Origin of the sequence: Pseudomonas sp. ACM7, from assembly GCF_004136015.1 — a bacterium.
GTDB classification, from domain to species: domain Bacteria; phylum Pseudomonadota; class Gammaproteobacteria; order Pseudomonadales; family Pseudomonadaceae; genus Aquipseudomonas; species Aquipseudomonas frigoris.
This window is the reverse complement of sequence record NZ_CP024866.1, coordinates 1,678,906-1,695,931: the sequence shown is the minus strand read 5'-3', so window position 1 is coordinate 1,695,931 and position 17,026 is coordinate 1,678,906. Positions and strand designations below refer to the sequence as shown.

Annotated in this window: 14 protein-coding genes and 1 pseudogene; 9 read left to right on the top strand and 6 right to left on the bottom strand. The window is 58.3% G+C overall.

Annotation, left to right across the window (positions count from 1 at the left end; all coding sequences use genetic code 11):
• Positions 1–298: 298 nt before the first annotated feature.
• Together CUN63_RS08095 and CUN63_RS08090 are read right to left on the bottom strand one after the other, a co-directional pair.
• The gene (locus CUN63_RS08095; RefSeq protein WP_129438535.1) at positions 299–1,924 is read right to left on the bottom strand and encodes an ABC transporter substrate-binding protein; all 1,626 of its coding nucleotides are present in this window, start codon (positions 1,922–1,924) and stop codon (positions 299–301) included.
• A gap of 259 nt (positions 1,925–2,183) precedes the next feature.
• Positions 2,184–2,504: pseudogene (locus CUN63_RS08090) on the bottom strand (ABC transporter substrate-binding protein); the annotation flags it as partial.
• A gap of 145 nt (positions 2,505–2,649) precedes the next feature.
• Here CUN63_RS08090 and CUN63_RS08085 point away from each other — a divergent pair.
• Positions 2,650–3,000, top strand: coding sequence for an NIPSNAP family protein (locus CUN63_RS08085; protein WP_129438533.1), 351 nt, complete (start codon positions 2,650–2,652; stop codon positions 2,998–3,000).
• A 310-nt stretch (positions 3,001–3,310) separates the two neighbouring features.
• Here the strand turns inward: CUN63_RS08085 and CUN63_RS08080 are convergent, their stop codons facing one another.
• Positions 3,311–4,027, bottom strand: coding sequence for an SIMPL domain-containing protein (locus CUN63_RS08080; RefSeq protein ID WP_129438531.1), 717 nt, complete (start codon positions 4,025–4,027; stop codon positions 3,311–3,313).
• A gap of 363 nt (positions 4,028–4,390) precedes the next feature.
• Between CUN63_RS08080 and CUN63_RS08075 the strand changes: the two genes are divergently transcribed.
• Both CUN63_RS08075 and CUN63_RS08070 read left to right on the top strand, forming a co-directional pair.
• Entirely contained in the window at positions 4,391–5,653 is a 1,263-nt protein-coding gene (locus CUN63_RS08075) for an ATP-binding protein (RefSeq protein WP_046045825.1), read from the top strand.
• The gene (locus tag CUN63_RS08070) at positions 5,646–6,212 is read left to right on the top strand and encodes a response regulator transcription factor (RefSeq protein ID WP_008148925.1); all 567 of its coding nucleotides are present in this window, start codon (positions 5,646–5,648) and stop codon (positions 6,210–6,212) included. The genes CUN63_RS08075 and CUN63_RS08070 overlap by 8 nt, the downstream gene beginning before the upstream one ends.
• A 70-nt stretch (positions 6,213–6,282) precedes the next feature.
• Here the strand turns inward: CUN63_RS08070 and CUN63_RS08065 are convergent, their stop codons facing one another.
• Positions 6,283–6,621, bottom strand: a complete 339-nt coding sequence (locus CUN63_RS08065; protein ID WP_129438529.1) for a hypothetical protein — start codon at positions 6,619–6,621, stop codon at positions 6,283–6,285.
• Between the two features lie 264 nt (positions 6,622–6,885).
• On the opposite strand from CUN63_RS08065, the gene CUN63_RS08060 reads away from it, so the two are divergent.
• Both CUN63_RS08060 and CUN63_RS08055 read left to right on the top strand, forming a co-directional pair.
• On the top strand, positions 6,886–8,613 hold the full coding sequence (locus CUN63_RS08060; RefSeq protein WP_129438527.1) for an ABC transporter ATP-binding protein/permease: 1,728 nt from the start codon (positions 6,886–6,888) through the stop codon (positions 8,611–8,613).
• A gap of 188 nt (positions 8,614–8,801) precedes the next feature.
• Positions 8,802–9,551: a FadR/GntR family transcriptional regulator gene (locus tag CUN63_RS08055; RefSeq protein ID WP_046045828.1), complete on the top strand. Its 750-nt coding sequence runs from the start codon at positions 8,802–8,804 to the stop codon at positions 9,549–9,551.
• A gap of 166 nt (positions 9,552–9,717) precedes the next feature.
• Here CUN63_RS08055 and CUN63_RS08050 read toward each other — a convergent pair whose 3' ends face one another.
• Both CUN63_RS08050 and CUN63_RS08045 read right to left on the bottom strand, forming a co-directional pair.
• The gene (locus tag CUN63_RS08050) at positions 9,718–9,909 is read right to left on the bottom strand and encodes a hypothetical protein (RefSeq protein WP_129438525.1); all 192 of its coding nucleotides are present in this window, start codon (positions 9,907–9,909) and stop codon (positions 9,718–9,720) included.
• Between the two features lie 14 nt (positions 9,910–9,923).
• A complete protein-coding gene (locus tag CUN63_RS08045) occupies positions 9,924–11,240 on the bottom strand; it encodes a phospholipase (RefSeq protein ID WP_129438523.1) in 1,317 nt (438 codons plus the stop codon).
• 238 nt (positions 11,241–11,478) lie between these two features.
• Between CUN63_RS08045 and kdgD the strand changes: the two genes are divergently transcribed.
• The 4 genes from kdgD (at position 11,479) to garD (ending at position 17,012) form a co-directional block, all read left to right on the top strand.
• On the top strand, positions 11,479–12,390 hold the full coding sequence (gene kdgD / locus CUN63_RS08040) for a 5-dehydro-4-deoxyglucarate dehydratase (protein ID WP_046045831.1): 912 nt from the start codon (positions 11,479–11,481) through the stop codon (positions 12,388–12,390).
• Positions 12,391–12,451: 61 nt separating this feature from the next.
• Entirely contained in the window at positions 12,452–13,897 is a 1,446-nt protein-coding gene (locus CUN63_RS08035) for an aldehyde dehydrogenase family protein (RefSeq protein WP_129438521.1), read from the top strand.
• A 182-nt stretch (positions 13,898–14,079) separates the two neighbouring features.
• On the top strand, positions 14,080–15,447 hold the full coding sequence (locus tag CUN63_RS08030) for an MFS transporter (RefSeq protein WP_129438519.1): 1,368 nt from the start codon (positions 14,080–14,082) through the stop codon (positions 15,445–15,447).
• Between the two features lie 11 nt (positions 15,448–15,458).
• Positions 15,459–17,012: a galactarate dehydratase gene (gene garD / locus CUN63_RS08025; protein WP_129438517.1), complete on the top strand. Its 1,554-nt coding sequence runs from the start codon at positions 15,459–15,461 to the stop codon at positions 17,010–17,012.
• Positions 17,013–17,026 lie beyond the last annotated feature (14 nt).

Below are 17,026 nucleotides of genomic sequence, written 5' to 3'. Positions count from 1 at the left end.
TTTCTCTTTCTCTAAGTGTTTTCAATGAACTGCCGTCCCGTCCGGGGACGTGGAGGCATCACTGATCACAAGCCATGACAGGCAGCAATAACCGAGAGCCCACGCACGAACGGGTCAGATCCCGACGGTATGAGCCGCGGACCTGGCAGTAAATGCGTAGAGTCCTAAAGACTCGTAGGAAATGGCAACGCGTCCGACGCCGCTGCTGTAATACTCAGCGGAATTGGATGTAGGTGGTTTCCTACTTTCTCGGCAGATAAAACAACGGCGACGTCAAAAACGTCGCCGCTGCAAAACCTTATTTGCTGACGCTGACGCCGTAGAAGGAGTTCAAGCCAAACGGGCTGATCTTGAAGTCCTGCACGTTGTCGCGCATGGGTTGGAACACCGTCGAGTGAGCGATAGGTGTCATTGGAACGGCGTCTTTGAGGACGTGTTGCGCCTGCTTGTACAGTTCGGTGCGCTTGGACTGATCGGTCGTGTGCTTGGCTTCTTTCACGATGCCGTCGAACTTCTTGTCGCACCACTTGGAGAAGTTGTTGCCTTCCAGAGAATCGCAGCCGAACAGCACGTTCAGCCAGTTGTCCGGGTCACCGTTGTCGCCGCTCCAGCCAATCAGCATCGCGCCGTTTTCACCGCCTTTGGAGCGCTTGATGTACTCGCCCCACTCGTAGGTCACGATCTTGGCCTTGATACCAACCTTGGCCCAGTCGGACTGCAGCATTTCAGCCATCAGCTTGGCGTTCGGGTTGTACGGACGCTGCACCGGCATCGCCCACAGGTTGATCTCGGTGCCTTCCTTGACGCCGGCTTCCTTGAGCAGCTCCTTGGCTTTCTCAGGGTTGTACGGCGCATCTTTGATGGTGGTGTCGTAAGACCACTGGGTTGGCGGCATGGCGTTGACCGCCAGTTGACCTGCACCCTGGTAAACCGAGTCGATGATCTGCTGCTTGTTGACGGCCATGTCCAGTGCCTGACGCACTTTCAGTTGAGCCATCGGGTTCGGCTGATCGCTGCCCTTGATCTTGTCCATCACGTTGTAGGCGATGTAACCCAAGTTGAAACCAGCTTGGTTAGGCACTTTCAGAGTCTTGTCTTCTTGCAGCGCCTTCAGGTCGGCTGGACGTGGGAACAGAGTGATCTGGCACTCGTTCTTCTTCAGCTTCTGGATGCGTACCGACGGGTCGGTGGTGATGGCGAAGATCAGGTTGTCGATCTTGACGTCGTCAGGCTTCCAGTAGTCCTTGTTCCCGGTGTAACGGATGTTGGAGTCTTTCTGGTAGCTCTTGAACACGAACGGGCCAGTGCCGACCGGCTTCTGGTTGATGTCGGCGGCTTTGCCTTCTTTCAGCAGCTGGGCGGCGTACTCGGCGGACTGGACGGAAGCGAAACTCATGGCCATGTTCTGGATGAACGCGGCGTCGACGTCTTTCAGGGTGAACTTGACAGTTTTGTCGTCGACTTTATCGATCTTGGTGATGTTGGTATCCATCCCCATGTCGGTGAAGTACGGGAATTCGGTTGGGTACGCCTTACGGAACGGATCATCCTTGTTAATCATGCGATTAAAGGTGAACAGCACGTCGTCGGCGTTGAACTCACGAGTCGGCTTGAAGTACGGGGTGGTGTGGAACTTGACGCCTTCACGCAGGTGGAAGGTGTACGTCAGGCCGTCCGGGGAAATGTCCCACTTGGTCGCCAGACCAGGAATGACAGCGGTGCCGCCACGTTCGAACTGAGTCAAACGGTTGAACATGGTTTCTGCAGAGGCGTCGAAGTCGGTTCCGGTGGTGTACTGACCAGGATCAAAACCGGCCGGGCTCCCTTCGGAGCAAAACACCAGGTTAGTCGCCGCTTGGGCGAAAGGTGCGCTAGCTAACAAACTTGCGCCGACTAAAAACGGAATGACCGCGTGTTTAAGCATGGTGGCCTCATGATTTGTTGTCATTTTTGGAATTAGAGGACGACCTCGTGAGTCGTGCCTGCGGATACTTATGCAGGGGCCATACCCATTGCAAGATCCGGAGCGGCCACAAGTCTTAAACAGTGGCACGAACGTACCTTAATGTCGCATATGTATAAATTCAGGAGCATTTGACCGTTTGCGCAGGTTTTTTCCAGTGCAAATCGCGCACCTACAGAGGGCGGCCGGGGCGCCTGGCGCACCCGGTTGGAGCGAGGTGTTACTTATTTATACCCACGCCATAGAAGGGTGTGAGGCCGAACGGGCTGATCTTGAAGTCGGTGACTTCCTTGCGCAGCGGCTGGAACACCGTCGAGTTCGCAATCGGTGTGATAGGTACTTGTTGTTTAAGGATTTGTTGTGCCTGTTGGTACAAATTGACCCGTTGCTGTTTGTCAGTGGACACTTTGGCTTGCTGAATCAATTTGTCGTACGCCGGGTCGCACCACTTGGCGTAGTTGCTACCTTTCACCGCGGCGCAGCTGTAGAGCACGCCGAGCCAGTTATCCGGGTCGCCGTTGTCGCCCGTCCAGCCATCTATGGTCGTCGATTTTGTCTACGCTCTTGATCGTTTTGTTCAGGTCCATGTCGGCGGCAGGTAAGTGAGCACAAATCCCTCATTAGATATAGGCGAGGGATGCATGCTCGTAAGGCAGGAGCTTGAAATCCCACATGGAAGATTTGGAATGACTCGAGTTGTTGAAATCCTGATGTACACCTTGAAACCGGGATCAGGACTGGATTTCCATCGAATAATGCAGGAAGTAAGCGTTCCGCTTCATTTAAAGGCGGGTGTGGATGTCGTTTCTTATGGCGGCTCTTTGCATGACGATGATAGCTATCATTTGATTCGCTCCTATGAGAGCGAGAGCCATCGCCAAGCTTCTCAAGATCTTTTTTACTCAAGTACTGAGTGGAAGCAAGGTCCGAGAGCAGGCATCATCAGCCGAATTGAAGTCAGTACAAAGACAGTTATGGCGCTCACTCAAGATGCGATTGATACCATCAGAGCTTCCCGTAAATCTAACCAGGGCTGATGCTCAATCAGCGTAGCCATTCACTAACAATCACGGGGTAGTCGGTGAACCGTGTGCTGGACACCATCGATCCGGTATAGACCGCGTTAGCGTTCATCGTCGCAACGCCGCCCGAAGCAGGCTCGCCCCCACAGGGATCGAGTGTGTACATGGATTGTGTGCACGATACAGATCAAATGTGGGAGCGAGCCTGCTCGCGATGACGGCGGATCAATCACCACAAAGTCATCAGACCCACCCCAGCTTCCGCCAGGCAATAAAAAACGGCGATCACTTCGGTGATCGCCGTTTCTGTGTCCGTGTTATCGAATCACTGCATCAACACTTCAATCGCTCCATCCGCCGTCATGCTGACCTGGCTGGTGCCGGCTTCAACTTCCGGGGTCACTGGTGCGGAGTCCATGGCGGCGGCTTTCATCATCATCGGCCCACGCATGTACGGCTGTGGATAACCGTTGCTGTTCAAGTTCAGGTTAACGATCTTATAACCCTTGCCACCCAACGCGTCGGTCGCCAATTGAGCACGGGCCTTGAAGGCTGTCACGGCTTCTTTAAGCAGCGCATCTTCGCTGGCCTTGCGGGTTGGTGTGGCGATGGCGAAATCCATGCCGCCCATTTTCAGGTCGGTGAGCAGTTCGCCGGTCAACTTCGACAGTGCCGCGAAGTCGGAGCTTTCCAGGCGCAGTTCGGCGCGTTCGCGCCAGCCGGTGATTTTCTGGCCCTTGGTGTCGTAGATCGGGTAGCTGTTGCGGCTGCCCTGGCGCAGGGTGATGTCTTTGACCTGTTTGGCCTGGGCCAGCGCTTTGTTCATGGTGGTGCTGACGTCGGCGGCGAGTTTGGCCGGGTCGGTGTTTTGTTCTTCGGTGTAGAGGGTCACGATCATCAGGTCGCGGGCCACTTCCTGACTGACTTCGGCGCGCAGGGCGATCTGGTTGTAATGAAGTTCGTCGTCGGCCAGGGCCGGGAGGCTGGCGACGGTACCAACGCTAAGGGCAAGAAGGGCGGCGCTGCGGCGGAAACTGTGCATGAAAACTCCTTGGACGATGCGCAGGGGTTAGGGTCCGAGCCTGCGTGAAACCATCAGACTCTAGCTTTTATGATCCGGTTCGCACAGTTACAACTTCTATACAGATCGACGCGATCTCTTGTAGCAGCTGCCGAAGGCTGCGTTCGAGCGCGAAGCGGTCGCCATTGGGCTGACGCGTTTTACCTGAAGGAATGAGGTCTCAGGTTTTACGAGCGCTTCGCGCTCGAACGCAGCCTTCGGCAGCTGCTACAAGGGATGCGTGTCGGCCAATAGGCTGTGGCCGTTTGCCGCACTTTTGCCTGCCAGCCCCCGTGCTTGGTTATACTCCGTGCGATCCGCCTGGAGCGCTCATCAGGAGAGCTCATGCTCGCCCCCGTTCAAATCACTTCCGCAACTCGCCAGAATCTCTGGCGGCTGACGTTCATCCGTACATTGGTGTTGGCCGCTCAGGCCGGTTCCGTGGGCCTGGCCTACTGGCTCAACTTGCTGCCGCTGCCTTGGTTCCAACTGGCCGCGACCCTGGGTTGCTCGATGTTGCTGTGTGCGTTCACGGCGATTCGCCTGCGCACCTCATGGCCGGTTACCGAACTCGAATACGCCGTGCAACTGGCTTGCGACCTGTTTATCCACAGTGCCTTGCTGTATTTCTCCGGCGGCTCGACCAACCCTTTCGTCTCTTATTACCTGGTGCCGCTGACCATCGCCGCCGTGACCTTGCCGTGGCGTTATTCGGTGATTCTGTCCGGTATCGCGTTGACGATGTACACCCTGCTGCTGGCCCGCTTCTATCCGCTGCAAACCTTCCCGATCGCTCGGGAAAACCTGCAGGTTTACGGGATGTGGCTGAGTTTCGCCCTGGCCGCGGCGGTCATCACCTTCTTCGCCGCACGCATGGCCGAAGAGCTGCGCCGTCAGGAAGAACTGCGCGCCATCCGTCGCGAAGAGGGCCTGCGTGATCAGCAACTGCTGGCCGTCGCCACCCAGGCCGCCGGTGCGGCCCATGAACTGGGCACGCCGCTGGCGACCATGAGCGTGTTGCTCAAGGAAATGCGTCAGGACCATCACGACCCGATGTTGCAGGACGACCTGAGCGTGCTGCAGGATCAGGTCAAACTCTGCAAGGAAACCTTGCAGCAACTGGTGCGCGCCGCCGAGGCCAATCGCCGCTTGGCAGTGGAGATGCAGGACGTCACTGATTGGCTCGACGAAGCGCTGAACCGCTGGCACCTGATGCGCCCGGAAGCCAGTTATCGCTTCCAGCGACTGGGCCAAGGCACCGTGCCGCGCATGGCGCCGCCACCGGATCTGACCCAGGCGCTGCTGAATTTGCTCAACAACGCCGCCGACGCTTGCCCCGAAGGGCTGCAAGTGACGCTGGACTGGAATGCCGAGGATTTGACCATCAGCATTCGCGACCACGGCGCCGGTGTGCCGCTGGCCATCGCCGAGCAGATCGGCAAGCCGTTTTTTACCACCAAGGGCAAAGGTTTCGGCCTGGGCCTGTTTTTGAGCAAGGCCAGCGTGACACGCGCCGGCGGCTCAGTGAAACTCTACAGTCATGAGGAAGGCGGCACGCTCACCGAGCTGCGCCTGCCCCGTGTCGCCCGAGGAGACGAACATGAGTGACGAGATCCAAGTCGAAGGCGAAGGCGAAGAACTGCCGCATTTGCTGCTGGTCGACGACGACGCAACGTTTACCCGGGTGATGGCCCGTGCCATGGCCCGCCGCGGCTTTCGCGTCAGCACCGCCGGTTCCGCCGAAGAAGGCCTGACCATCGCTCAGGCCGACCTGCCGGACTACGCCGCGCTGGACCTGAAAATGGACGGCGATTCCGGCCTGGTGCTGTTGCCCAAGCTCCTTGAACTGGACCCGGAAATGCGCGTGGTAATCCTCACCGGTTATTCGAGCATCGCCACCGCCGTCGAGGCGATCAAGCGCGGCGCCTGCAATTACCTGTGCAAACCGGCGGACGCCGATGACGTGTTGGCCGCGCTGCTCTCCGAGCACGCCGACCTCGACACGCTGGTGCCGGAAAACCCGATGTCGGTGGATCGCCTGCAGTGGGAGCACATCCAGCGCGTGCTGACCGAACACGAAGGCAACATCTCCGCCACGGCCCGCGCCCTGGGCATGCACCGCCGCACGCTGCAGCGCAAACTGCAGAAGCGCCCGGTTCGTCGTTGACTTGTAGTTTTTTTGAGGGAGGGGAATAAACCATGCTCATGGAGTGTCGTTTATTCGCCCCTTTATGCCTCTACGGCAAGATCCGGACGGTCAATGGATCAGAGAGGTGTTCAACACCTTCGGATTTCATGTAGAACTTGATTTCGACTTCTCGATGGATGTGCGGGCGCATTTCGTTGACAGGCAAGTCGGCCTTTAATGCATTCGCTGATGATGTGTAGCCACTGTCCCACTTCTTGTCAGTCCCTAGAAAAACGGCTTGAAACTTGTATTCAGCACCTGGTGGCCATACACCCCCGGAGCCAATTCTGATCTCAGTGGTTTCACCTAATCCACTGAGGAAGAACGCTCCATTTTTTACGGCTGGCGCCTCTGGAATCGGGTATGTAGGCTTGGTTTTATTGTTCATCGAAATAGCTCCTTTGTATGCGTTTTAACCAGATTGCCCTGCGCACGTCATGGCGACGGGTTGCGATCAGTAGGCCCGAGATATCGCTACCTCTCTACTGTCATATCTGACAGTGGCGACCGGCGGCAACCGATTGGGGATTACTTGTCAAAATGACCTCAACGCTGAACCGCCCCTGAACAATTGTTGTCACACAGCGGTACAACACAAGCCGATCATCTATGATCGGTTCGTGTGTGTTCTTTTCTTTATCGAGCCTTATCCATGAATCAGAACGCTGAATATTCCGCGGTCAACGATGCTGTGCGCGGGCAGTTTTTTCGCAAAGTCTGGGCGATGATCACGCCTTACTGGCGCAGTGAAGAGAAGGGCAAGGCCTGGACGTTGCTGATCGCTGTGATCGCGCTGTCGCTGGTCAGCGTGGGGATCTCGGTGTGGTTCAACACCTGGTACAAGGATTTTTACAACGCCCTGCAACAAAAGGACGAGGCGGCCTTCTGGCGGCTGATCCTGTATTTCTGCGGGATTGCGGCGGTGGCAATCATCGGTGCCGTCTACCGGCTCTATCTGACCCAGATGCTGACCATCCGCTGGCGAGCCTGGCTCACCGAAAAGCATTTTGCCCGCTGGCTCGGCAACAAGAATTACTACCAGCTGGAACAGGGCGGTTACACCGATAACCCGGACCAGCGGATTTCCGAAGACCTCAACAACTTCACCTCGAACACCCTGGAACTGGGCATTGGTTTGCTTCGCAACATTGTCAGCCTGGTGTCGTTCTCGATCATTCTGTGGGGCGTGTCGGGCAGTATCGAAGTGTTCGGTTTCACCGTTCCCGGCTACATGTTCTGGTGTGTGCTGGTCTATGCCGTGATCGGCAGCTGGCTGACGCATTTGATTGGTCGTCGCTTGATCGGTTTGAACAACCAACAACAACGTTTCGAAGCCGACCTGCGTTTTTCCATGGTGCGGATTCGCGAAAACGCCGAAAGCATTGCGCTGTACAACGGCGAGCCCAATGAAAACCGTCGCTTGAGCTACCGTTTCGGGATGGTCTGGCACAACTTCTGGGACATCATGAAGGTGTCCAAGCGTCTGACGTTCTTCACCGCCGGTTATAGCCAGGCCGCTATCATCTTTCCGTTCATGGTCGCGGCACCGCGTTACTTCGCTGGCAAGATCGAACTCGGCGATCTGATGCAAATCAGTTCGGCGTTCGGCAACGTGCAGGAGAGTTTCAGCTGGTTTATCAGTGCGTATCAGAATCTCGCCGCGTGGCGCGCCACCTGTGATCGACTGCTGAGTTTCCGCCAGGCCATGACCGACAACGAAGAGCGGGCGCCGGCCATCGACGTGCAGAATTCAGGTTCAGCGTTGAAGATGCACAACCTCGGCCTCGACCTGGCGGATGGTCGTCATCTGCTGACCAGCGCCGACATGACTGTGGAAGAGGGCGAGCGCGTCATGCTCAGCGGCCGTTCCGGCAGCGGCAAGTCGACCTTGCTGCGGGCGATGGGGCATCTGTGGCCGGCTGGCCACGGCAGCATTCGTCTGCCGGCGGCGCGTTATTTGTTCCTGCCGCAAAAACCCTATCTGCCGATCGGCACGTTGCGTGAAGCGCTGAGTTATCCACAGTCTGGCGATACATATCCGCACGAACGCTACGTTCATGTGCTGGAAGCCTGCCGTTTACCGCATCTCGTTGCCCGTCTGGACGAAGCCAATCACTGGCAGCGCATGTTGTCGCCGGGTGAGCAGCAACGCCTGGCCTTCGCTCGTGCGCTGCTGTATGCACCGCAATGGCTGTACATGGACGAAGCGACCTCGGCGATGGACGAGGAGGACGAAGCGTCGCTGTATCAGGCCTTGATCGATGAGATTCCGGGGTTGAGCATTGTCAGCGTCGGGCATCGCAGCAGCCTGAAGCGCTTCCATCCACGGCATGTTCGTATCGAGAATGGGCATCTGGTGGACCAGACCGTGACCGCATAAACACCACAACCCTTGTGGGAGCGAGCTTGCTCGCGATGGCGGTCTGACATTCAGAATGAAGGTGTCTGACACTCCGCCATCGCGAGCAAGCTCGCTCCCACAGGGGCCGGCGTTCGCCGACGGTGATCGTACAACCGCGTTGAGCTATGATGCGGTTTCAGCCGCAACTTTCGAGAAAGACGTTCACCATGGAAAACCCGATCGACGCACCACGCCTCCCTCGCAAGCGCCGCAGCCTCGCTCAGGAACTGGTGACGGTGCTGTCCGAGCAGATCCGCGACGGTCACCTCAAGCGTGGCGACAAGTTGCCCACCGAGTCGGCGATCATGGATGCCCATGGCGTCAGCCGCACCGTGGTGCGCGAAGCGATTTCCCGTTTGCAGGCGGCCGGGCAGGTTGAAACCCGCCACGGCATCGGTACTTTTGTGCTCGACACCCCAAGCCCGAGCGGTTTCCGTATCGACCCGGCGACCGTGGTCACGCTACGTGACGTGCTGGCGATTCTGGAACTGCGCATCAGCCTCGAAGTGGAATCCGCCGGCCTTGCTGCGCAACGCCGCAGCCCCGAGCAGCTGGCATTGATGCGAGCTGCGCTGGATGCGTTGAATGAAAGTGTCTCCCATGCCAGCGATGCCGTGGCGTCCGACTTCCAGTTCCACCTGCAAATCGCCCTGGCGACGGGCAACCGCTATTTCACCGACATCATGACCCACCTGGGCACTAGCATCATTCCGCGTACACGGCTCAACTCCGCGCGTCTGGCCCATGACGACCAACAGCACTACATGAATCGTCTGAGCCGAGAGCACGAAGAAATTTACGATGCGATTGCCCGTCAGGATTCGGATGCGGCGCGGGCGGCGATGCGGTTGCATTTGACGAATAGCCGTGAGCGGTTGCGCCATGCCCATGAAGAGGCAGAAGCTCAGCGGGGGTAGTTTCTGCTGTCGAGTAATGCATTGCCTGACAGGACGCTATCGTCGGAACGCCGCCCGGACCAAGCTCGCTCCCACAGTGTTTTGCGTCGCACACAGATTCCTGTGGGAGCGAGCTTGGTCCGGGCGGCGTTCCGACGATGGGGCCGGCAGCCTTCTCGCTATAACATCAGCGAGTCTTCAGTATCGTCCGATCCACCCGCACCGCCAGTTGTGCGGTTCCGGGCCTGGCATCGAACATCACCTCGCCTTGTTCACCCAGCACCGCCTGAGCAATCGGCACTCCCTTGGCCAACAACTCCAACGGCGCACCCTTCAGCGATTGCCCCGAAGCCAATTCCAGTTTCAATTTGATAGTCATCATCGATCTCCTTATCAGGCAACGTTGCCAGTGGGTTTGTAATCCTTGAGCAGCAAATAAGTGCTCCAGCCCCACCAGTCATCGACGGTGGCGGTGTCGTTCAGGTTGTTGACGTCCTTGCGTCGCAGCACCTTGTTGCCCTCGACCCTGAACAGCGGCGAGAAGTTGGTCGCCAGGTTCAGTACGGCTTGCAGATCAGGCATCTTTTTCAAGGCGCCGAATTGGCCGGCCGATGGGGCGATTCCGCTGAGATAAGCCGCGAACACTTCATCCGCAGACACCTGAACCGCCTGATTCACCTGGATGCGATTGGCGCTGGAGAGGTCGTCGAAGTAGCGCTTGTCCCCATACGCGTGCCATTGATCGCCGTTGCCATTGCGCACATTGAGGCCGAACTTGCTGTCTTCGTCGTGCATGAAACGCGTGATCAACGAACCCAGATCGCTCGGCGTGACCACCGCTGCCAATTGTTTGCGCGGCACTCGCAGGTGGCCGGTGGAAAACAGGTCGGTCAGGTAGTGATCGGCAAAAGCGTTCATCGCATAGGCCAGCTCCAGCTGCTTTTCATCGCCGCTGGTGTGGGCCAGCACCGCTTGTTGCACCGCTGCGGTGTGCCCGGCGATATAGGCCAGCAGCGCCCATTCGGCGAAGTGATCGGCATTGTTGGCGGCCAGTTTCAGGTAGCGGCCAAATGGGAACAGCGCCGAAACGACACTGCCGCCGCCGGTGATCTTGTTCCACTCTTCCGACAACGTATCACCGAGGGCGTCATAGGCTTCGTGAGGTTGTTTACCGTCCTTGATCGCCTGCTTGATCGCGGCGATTTCCTTTTGCATCACGCCGAGGATCAGCTTGGCTTCAGCGTTAGCAGCAGGCAGCACGGCCAGCGAGTTGAAGGCGTTGGTAAAACGCTGGATTCGGTCAGCGCCTGTCGCGCCTTCGCTGATCGGTTGATCGGGAATTCCATAGAAATCACCCCCCAGCGCAATGACCTGGCCATAGGTTAGCGCCAGCCCATTGGGTAGATGCAGTTCCACCTGCGAAGCGGGGATAGCCGGTGCGTCCTTGATGAAGCGCAGCAGTGTGCTGTCGCCGATGGCGGTGTGTTCGCCACCCTCGAACCTCAGCTGTGGCTTGCCTTTCAGGGCATTGCCGGAGGCTGTGGGCAGAGGCGCGGGAGGGGGAGGCGTAGAGCTGTGATGATCAGCAATCTGCAAGATCACATGTGGGTTATTCCCGATGAGAGGGATGCCATGCTCGGTAAAAAGATCATCCAGTTCGGCAATGACCTGTTTCGGTTTTTCCTTCGATTGTGCGTGTAGACCTGACATTTCTATCTCCTTGATATGTCGTCGGTACGATCAAAAAATAACTGTATATGCATACAGTCATCTGGATCATAGATGAGAAATTTCCTACGTCAAGAAAATACCTTTCCGACTCAAATTCTGCGGTTGGCGATGAAATGCAGTTGACGGTTATTATTTAAGTTGTACGATGACCTACAACTTCGGCGAAGGCTGAACGGTTTTCTCACACACATACGTCGCTATCCAGGGTGTTCGAATAATGAATCCACAAGAACTGAAGTCCATCCTCTCTTCCGGTCTGCTGTCTTTCCCGGTTACCGATTTCAATGCTCAGGGCGACTTCCATCGCGCGGGCTACATCAAACGTCTCGAATGGCTGGCCCCATACGGCGCCTCGGCATTGTTCGCCGCGGGCGGCACCGGTGAGTTCTTCTCTCTGGCGGCCAGCGAATATTCGGAAATCATCAAGACTGCTGTCGACACCTGCGAAACCAGCGTGCCGATTCTGGCCGGCGTTGGCGGTTCGACTCGTCAAGCCATCGAATACGCACAAGAAGCCGAGCGTCTGGGCGCCAAAGGCCTGTTGCTGCTGCCGCACTACCTGACCGAAGCCAGCCAGGACGGCGTTGCCGCCCACGTTGAAGCCGTGTGCAAATCGGTAAAAATCGGCGTGGTGGTTTACAACCGCAACGTCTGCCGCCTGACCGCGCCGCTGCTGGAACGTCTGGCTGAGCGCTGCCCGAACCTGATCGGCTACAAGGATGGCCTGGGCGATATCGAGTTGATGGTGTCGATCCGTCGTCGCCTCGGTGATCGCTTCAGCTACCTGGGCGGTTTGCCGACCGCCGAAGTCTACGCCGCAGCCTACAAGGCATTGGGCGTACCGGTTTACTCCTCGGCGGTGTTCAACTTCATCCCGAAAACCGCGATGGATTTCTACCACGCGATTGCCCGCGAAGATCACGCCACTGTCGGCAAGATCATCGACGACTTCTTCCTGCCGTACCTGGACATCCGTAACCGCAAAGCCGGTTACGCGGTGAGCATCGTCAAGGCCGGGGCAAAAATTGTCGGCTATGACGCAGGTCCTGTGCGTGCGCCGCTGACCGATCTGACGGGCGAAGAGTACGAAATGCTCGCCGCGCTGATCGACAAGCAAGGTGCGCAGTAACACATCCGATTAAACAAGGCCGCTGAGTAATCAGCGGCCTTTTGCGTGAGGAGAATATCCAGTGGCAGATGCAAAACGCTTTGATAACTACATCAACGGTGAATGGGTTGCGGGTAGCGATTACTCCACCAACATCAACCCGTCGGAGTTGACCGACACCATTGGCGAATACGCCAAAGCCGATCTGGCGCAGGTCCACGCCGCCATCGACGCCGCTCGCGCCGCGTTCCCGGCCTGGTCCACGTCGGGCATTCAGGCCCGCCACGATTCGCTGGATAAAGTCGGCACTGAAATCCTCGCTCGCCGCGAAGAGCTCGGCACCTTGCTGGCTCGGGAAGAGGGCAAGACCCTGCCCGAAGCCATCGGCGAAGTGACTCGCGCCGGTAACATCTTTAAGTTCTTCGCCGGTGAATGCCTGCGTCTGTCCGGCGACTATCTGCCGTCGGTGCGTCCGGGTGTGAACGTCGAAGTGACTCGCGAAGCGCTGGGCGTGGTCGGTCTGATCACGCCATGGAACTTCCCGATCGCGATCCCAGCGTGGAAAATCGCCCCGGCCCTGGCCTACGGCAACTGCGTCGTCCTGAAACCGGCCGATCTGGTGCCGGGTTGCGCCTGGGCGCTGTCCGAAATCATCTCCCGCGCAGGCTTCCCGGCCGGCGTGTTCAACCTGGTGATGGGCAGCGGTCGTGTGGTTGGCGATGCGCTGGTTCAGAGCCCGAAAGTCGACGGCATCAGCTTCACCGGTTCCGTGGGTGTCGGTCGTCAGATCGCGGTCAGCTGCGTGTCGCGCCAGGCCAAGGTTCAGCTCGAAATGGGCGGCAAGAACCCGCAGATCATTCTCGACGACGCCGACCTCAAGCAAGCGGTCGAGCTGTCGGTACAGAGCGCGTTCTACTCCACCGGCCAGCGTTGCACGGCTTCGAGCCGCTTCATCGTCACTGCCGGTATTCACGACAAGTTCGTCGAAGCCGTGGCTGAGCGCATGAAGTCGATCAAGGTCGGTCATGCGTTGAAAACCGGCACCGACATTGGTCCGGTCGTCTCGCAAGCGCAGCTTGAACAGGACATGAAGTACATCGACATCGGCCAGTCCGAAGGTGCACGTCTGGTCAGCGGCGGCGGTCTGGTGACCTGCGATACCGAAGGCTATTACCTCGCGCCAACCCTGTTTGCCGACAGCGAAGCTGCGATGCGTATCAGCCGCGAAGAGATCTTCGGCCCGGTGGCCAACGTGGTTCGCGTAGCGGATTACGAGGCCGCGCTGGCCATGGCCAACGACACCGAGTTCGGTCTGTCGGCGGGCATCGCCACCACGTCGTTGAAGTACGCCAACCACTTCAAACGCCACTCCCAGGCCGGGATGGTGATGGTCAACCTGCCGACGGCGGGCGTGGATTACCACGTTCCATTCGGTGGGCGTAAAGGTTCATCCTATGGCTCCCGCGAGCAAGGTCGCTACGCGCAAGAGTTTTACACCGTGGTGAAGACCAGCTACATCGGCTCCTGATACATCACGGTGTCCGGCTCAACCGAACACCGCAACCCCCTGTAGGAGCTGTCGAGTGCAACGAGGCTGCGATCTTTGCTTTTAAAGATCAAAAGATCGCAGCCTCGTTGCACTCGACAGCTCCTACAGGGAATGCACCCGTTTCACCCGCGCATAAAAATAATCAGTGGGAGTACATCTAAATGCAAGCGACCAAGCCGACCCACGTCCGCTATTTGATTTTGCTCATGCTTTTTCTGGTGACCACGATCAACTATGCCGACCGGGCTACCATCGCCATCGCGGGCTCCAGCCTGCAAAAAGACCTCGGCATCGACGCGGTCACTCTCGGTTATATCTTCTCCGCATTCGGTTGGGCCTACGTGGCCGGGCAAATTCCCGGTGGCTGGCTGCTGGACCGTTTCGGCTCGAAAAAAATCTACGCGCTCAGCATCTTCACCTGGTCGCTGTTCACCGTGTTGCAGGGCTATGTCGGTGAGTTCGGCATGTCCACGGCGGTGGTTGCGCTGTTCATGCTGCGCTTCCTGGTGGGCCTGGCCGAAGCGCCATCCTTCCCCGGTAACGCACGCATCGTTGCGGCCTGGTTTCCGACCGCTGAACGCGGTACGGCGTCTGCGATTTTCAACTCGGCGCAATACTTCGCCACCGTGTTGTTTGCGCCGCTGATGGGCTGGATCGTTTACAGCTTCGGCTGGCAGCACGTGTTTATCGTCATGGGCGTGATCGGCATCATCTTCTCGGGGATCTGGCTGAAGGTTATCCACAGCCCGCGTCAGCATCCGATGATCAATGACGCCGAGTTCAAACACATCGCCGACAACGGCGGCATGGTCGACATGGACCAGGACAAAGGCAAAGGCAAAAAGGTCGACGGTCCGAAGTGGGACTACATCCGCCAGTTGTTGACCAACCGCATGATGCTCGGCGTGTACCTTGGCCAATACTGCATCAACGGCATCACCTACTTCTTCCTGACCTGGTTCCCGGTGTACCTGGTGCAAGAACGCGGCATGACCATCCTCAAGGCCGGTTTCATTGCCTCGTTGCCGGCGATCTGCGGCTTCATTGGTGGCGTGCTCGGCGGCGTGATTTCCGACTACCTGCTGCGCAAGGGCCATTCCCTGACCTTCGCCCGCAAGGCGCCGATAATTGCTGGCTTGCTGGTCTCCAGCAGCATCGTGGCCTGCAACTACGTGGACATCGAATGGATGGTCGTCGGCTTCATGGCCCTGGCATTCTTCGGTAAAGGCGTTGGCGCACTGGGCTGGGCGGTGGTGTCCGACACCTCGCCAAAACAGATCGCGGGTTTGAGTGGCGGCCTGTTCAACATGTTCGGCAACATCGCCTCCATCACCACCCCGATCGTCATCGGCTACATCATCAGCTCCACCGGGTCGTTCAAATGGGCGCTGGTGTTTGTCGGCTGCAACGCCCTGGTCGCGGTGTTCAGCTACCTGGTAATCGTTGGTCCGATCAAACGTGTGGTGCTCAAGGAGCCGCCCGTCAGCGGTCCTGAAACCAATAACAAATTGTCTCAAGCGCATTCCTGAGGAGCGGCGTCATGCAGTTGATTGAACATTCCGACTCGCCGCGCTATATCCGCCTGCACGAGCGGGACAACGTAGTGATCGTGGTCAATGACCAAGGCGTGCCGGCCGGCACCGAGTTTCCGGACGGCCTGGTCACCGTGGATTTCGTGCCACAGAGCCACAAGGTCACCCTGGAAGACATTCCTGTGGGTGGCCAGGTGATTCGTTACGGGCAGACCATCGGCTACGCATTGCAGCCGATTCCGCGCGGCAGCTGGGTCAAGGAAGATCAACTGCGCATGCCCACCGCGCCACCGCTGGACAGCTTGCCGCTGTCCACCGAAGTGCCGGCGCCGCAGGCACCGCTGGAAGGCTTCACGTTCGAGGGTTATCGCAACGCCGACGGCACCGTCGGCACGCGCAACATTCTGGGGATTACCACAACGGTTCAGTGCGTCACCGGCGTGCTGGATCATGCAGTCAAACGCATCAAGGACGAGTTGCTGCCCAAGTATCCGCACGTTGATGACGTGGTCGCGCTGACCCACAGTTACGGCTGTGGTGTAGCGATTACCGCGACTGACGCGTACATCCCGATCCGCACGGTGCGCAACCTCGCGCGCAACCCGAACCTGGGTGGCGAGGCCTTGGTCATCAGCCTGGGCTGCGAGAAATTGCAGGCCGGGCAGGTGATGCACGAGAACGACAGCTCGGTGGATTTGAGCGATCCGTGGTTGTACCGCTTGCAGGATTCGAGTCACGGTTTCACCGAGATGATTGAGCAGATCATGGCGCTGGCCGAGACCCGTTTGAAGAAGCTCGATCAGCGTCGCCGGGAAACCGTGCCGGCGTCCGAGCTGATTCTCGGCATGCAGTGCGGCGGCAGCGATGCGTTTTCCGGCATCACCGCCAACCCGGCGCTGGGTTATGCCTCGGACCTGTTGTTGCGGGCCGGCGCGACGGTGATGTTTTCCGAAGTCACCGAAGTGCGCGATGCGATTTACCTGCTGACTTCACGTGCGGAAACCGAGGAAGTCGCTCAGGAACTGGTGCGCGAGATGGACTGGTACGACCGTTACCTGGCCAAAGGCGAAGCGGATCGCAGCGCCAACACCACGCCGGGCAACAAGAAGGGCGGGTTGTCGAACATTGTCGAGAAGTCCTTGGGCTCGATCGTCAAATCCGGCAGCAGCGCGATCAACGGGGTGCTGGGTCCTGGCGAGCGCTTCAAGCGCAAAGGCCTGATCTTCTGTGCGACCCCGGCCAGTGATTTTGTCTGCGGGACGTTGCAATTGGCGGCGGGGATGAACCTGCACGTATTCACCACCGGGCGTGGCACGCCGTATGGTTTGGCGATGGCGCCGGTGGTGAAAGTGTCGACCCGGACCGAGCTGGCGCAGCGCTGGCCGGATTTGATCGACATCGATGCCGGGCGGATTGCGACCGGGCGGGCGTCGATCGAAGACCTCGGCTGGGAGTTGTTCCACTACTACCTGGATGTGGCCAGCGGCAAGAAGCAAACCTGGGCGGAGAAGCACAAGCTGCATAACGACATCACCCTGTTTAACCCGGCGCCAATCACCTGAAACCGCGTTATCGT